The sequence below is a fragment of the Bradyrhizobium sp. WYCCWR15520 genome, from assembly GCF_056174665.1.
The window spans coordinates 1-2,714 of record NZ_JBWBWM010000125.1 but is presented as its reverse complement, the minus strand read 5'-3'; the positions used below and the strand labels follow the sequence as shown (position 1 = coordinate 2,714).

2 protein-coding genes and 1 pseudogene are annotated in these 2,714 nt (G+C 63.7%); all 3 read left to right on the top strand.

The window, feature by feature from the left end; genetic code table 11:
- Positions 1–156: 156 nt before the first annotated feature.
- The 3 genes and pseudogenes from tnpA (at position 157) to tnpC (ending at position 2,537) form a co-directional block, all read left to right on the top strand.
- On the top strand, positions 157–582 hold the full coding sequence (gene tnpA, locus AC0QUY_RS42390) for an IS66-like element accessory protein TnpA (protein ID WP_246738561.1): 426 nt from the start codon (positions 157–159) through the stop codon (positions 580–582).
- Complete coding sequence (gene tnpB / locus AC0QUY_RS42385) at positions 579–1,031, top strand: IS66 family insertion sequence element accessory protein TnpB (RefSeq protein ID WP_161851830.1); 453 nt, start codon at positions 579–581, stop codon at positions 1,029–1,031. The genes tnpA and tnpB overlap by 4 nt, the downstream gene beginning before the upstream one ends.
- Positions 998–2,537 (top strand): annotated as a pseudogene (gene tnpC / locus AC0QUY_RS42380) (IS66 family transposase). Before tnpB ends, tnpC begins: the two are co-directional and overlap by 34 nt.
- Positions 2,538–2,714: the final 177 nt, after the last annotated feature.

The window sequence follows — 2,714 nt, the reverse complement described above, 5'->3', positions numbered from 1 at the left end:
CTATCTCGCCCGCGCCAACGATCCGCCACCAGGGAATCTGATCATGTGGCGCGGATTATCGCGATTCATCGATATCGCAACGGGAGCAAAACTCTGACTCAAAAATGTGGGTAATCGTAAGCCGGTGAAGGCCGCCTTGCCGAATGAGGCGTGTTGTTGAGTACTGTCCTTATGGACAGTGATAGGCGCAGTGCCCAAGTCGAACGGCTTGAAGTGGTGGACACGGGCCGGCGGCGGCGCTGGTCCGAGGATGAGAAGCTCAAGATCGTCCTGGAGAGCTTACAGGCGCCGCGCCAGGTCGCGGCGACGGCGCGGCGGTATGGCGTTTCGCGCTCATTGCTGCTGCGGTGGCGACGCTCGTTTCGGCCTGAGCCGAAGGATGCCGCCCATCAAACGGGTTTCGTACCGGCGATGGTGGTCGCGGAGTCGGGGCCGACGCCTGGTCCAGTCGCGCCGGCAAGCAGCGGCGGGTCAATCGAGATCGAGTTTGCTGCCGGGGCTCGGATGCGGATCACGGGGACGGTCGACACGGCGACGCTGAAGGCCGCCGTGGCGGCTCTGGCAGATGGACGCCTACGGTGATCCCCATTGCGTCGGGCGTGCGGGTGTGGGTTGCGACCGGCCACACCGATACGCGTCGCGGTATGAACTCGCTGGCCTTGCTGGTGCAGGAAGCCTTTAGGCGCGACCCGCACGGCGGCGACATCTACGTGTTCCGTGGCAAGAGCGGCAAGCTCATCAAGATCCTTTGGCATGATGGGCTGGGCATGTCGCTCTATGCCAAGCGGCTGGAGCGGGGCCGCTTTCTCTGGCCGTCGTCAGCTGATGGCGTGGTGACAATCCCCCCAGCCCAGCTTGGCTACCTGCTGGAGGGCATTGACTGGCGGATGCCGCAACACACGTGGAGGCCGCAGGCGGCGGCTAATCGCTGTGATTTGAATCGACGGCGCGACCAGCAGTCCAGACAGAGGCCGCGTCTTGTGATTCTTGGTCGGCGATGGGCGCCGATGATTCTCTCCCCGACGATGTGACCACCCTGAAGGCGATGCTGCGCCGAGCGAGCGGCCCGCTTGGCCGCGGAGGCGGAAGCTCAGGCACGGATACTGCTGATCGAGAAGCTCAAGCTCACGATCAAGAAGCTGCGGCACGAGCAGTTCGGACAGTCCTCCGAGCGAGGCGCATTGTTGGATCAGCTCGAGCTACAGCTCGCCGACCTGGAGGAGAACGCGGCGCAAGCTGAGACCGCAGCGCAAATGGCAGCCGAGAAGATTGCGGTGCCATCGTTCGAGCGCCGCAAGCCAGCCCGCTGGCCGCTGCCGGAGCATTTGCCGCGGGAACGCCTTGTCTATCCAGTGCCTGCGACCTGCCCATGCTGTGGCGATAGCCGGTTGCGCAAGATTGGCGAGGACGTGACGGAGACGCTGGAGCTCGTTCCGCGCCAGTGGAAAGTGATCCAGCACGTGCGCGAGAAGCTCGTCTGCCGGGCCTGTGAAGCGATTACCCAGCCGCCGGCTCCCTCGCATCCGATTGCGCGCGGGCGTGCAGGGCCCAAGCTGCTGGCCCATGTCCTGTTCGCCAAGTACGGCCTGCACCTGCCACTCTCAGAGCGACGTCTACCAGCGTGAAGGCATCGACCTCGATGTCTCGACGCTGGCAGAATGGGTGGGAGCCTCCGCCGCAACCCTGATGCCGCTGGTTGAGGCGATCCGGAGCCATGTCTTTGCGGCCGAACGCATCCACGCGGACGACACCACGGTGCCGGTCCTGGCCAAGGGCAAGACCCGAACCGCCCGGCTCTGGACCTACCTGCGCGACGACCGTCCGTTTGCCGGCCCAGATCCGCCGGCGGCCGTGTTCTTCTACTCGCCTGATCGTGGCGGTGCGCATCCGGAGCAGCATCCGTCGGGCTATGCCGGACTGATGCAGGCCGACGCCTATGCCGGGTTCAGCAAGCTCTACGAGGCCAATCGCAAGGGCGGCCCAATCATCGAGGCCGCGTGCTGGGCACACGGCAGGCGCAAGTTCTTTGATCTCGCGCGGCTCAGCAAGGCGCCGATCGCGGCCGAGGCGGTCAAGCGCATCGATGTTCTGTTCGCCATCGAGCGCGAGATCAACGATCTTACTACGCAGGAGCGTTTGCGTGTACGCCAGGAGCGTAGCCGCCCCCTGATGGTCGAGCTGGAGGCGTGGTTGCGCGAGCAGCGCGCCAAGCTCTCCAGGAACAACGGGACGACCAAAGCGATCAATTACTGTCTCAGCCGCTGGGATGCATTTAGCCGCTTCCTTGATGACGGACGGCTTTGCATGTCGAACAATGCTGCTGAGCGTGAGCTACGGGCGGTCGCCCTGGGACGAAAAAATTGGACCTTCGCCGGGTCCGATGCGGGCGGCCGGCGTGCGGCTGCCATCTACAGCCTCATCGCCACCGCCAAGCGATTGCCGACGCGTTGGCGCGCCTACCGGATCACCCTGCAAAGCGCATTGACGAACTGCTGCCTTGGAAGTGGCAGCCTCAAAGCGTCGCTCACGCCGCTTAGGCGCGATCAGCCTTTCGCCCAAAAAACGCCCTAACCGGGGGCCTTCGCCGGCTTACGATTACCCACATTTTTTTGAGGTGCACTGAGCCGAAAAACTTGAGTCGCTAGAATCGCTTGTGATTCTTTGATGGGCACCTGATTCGAGAAGAGGTGCTCTATGGGACTGACTTCACGCGC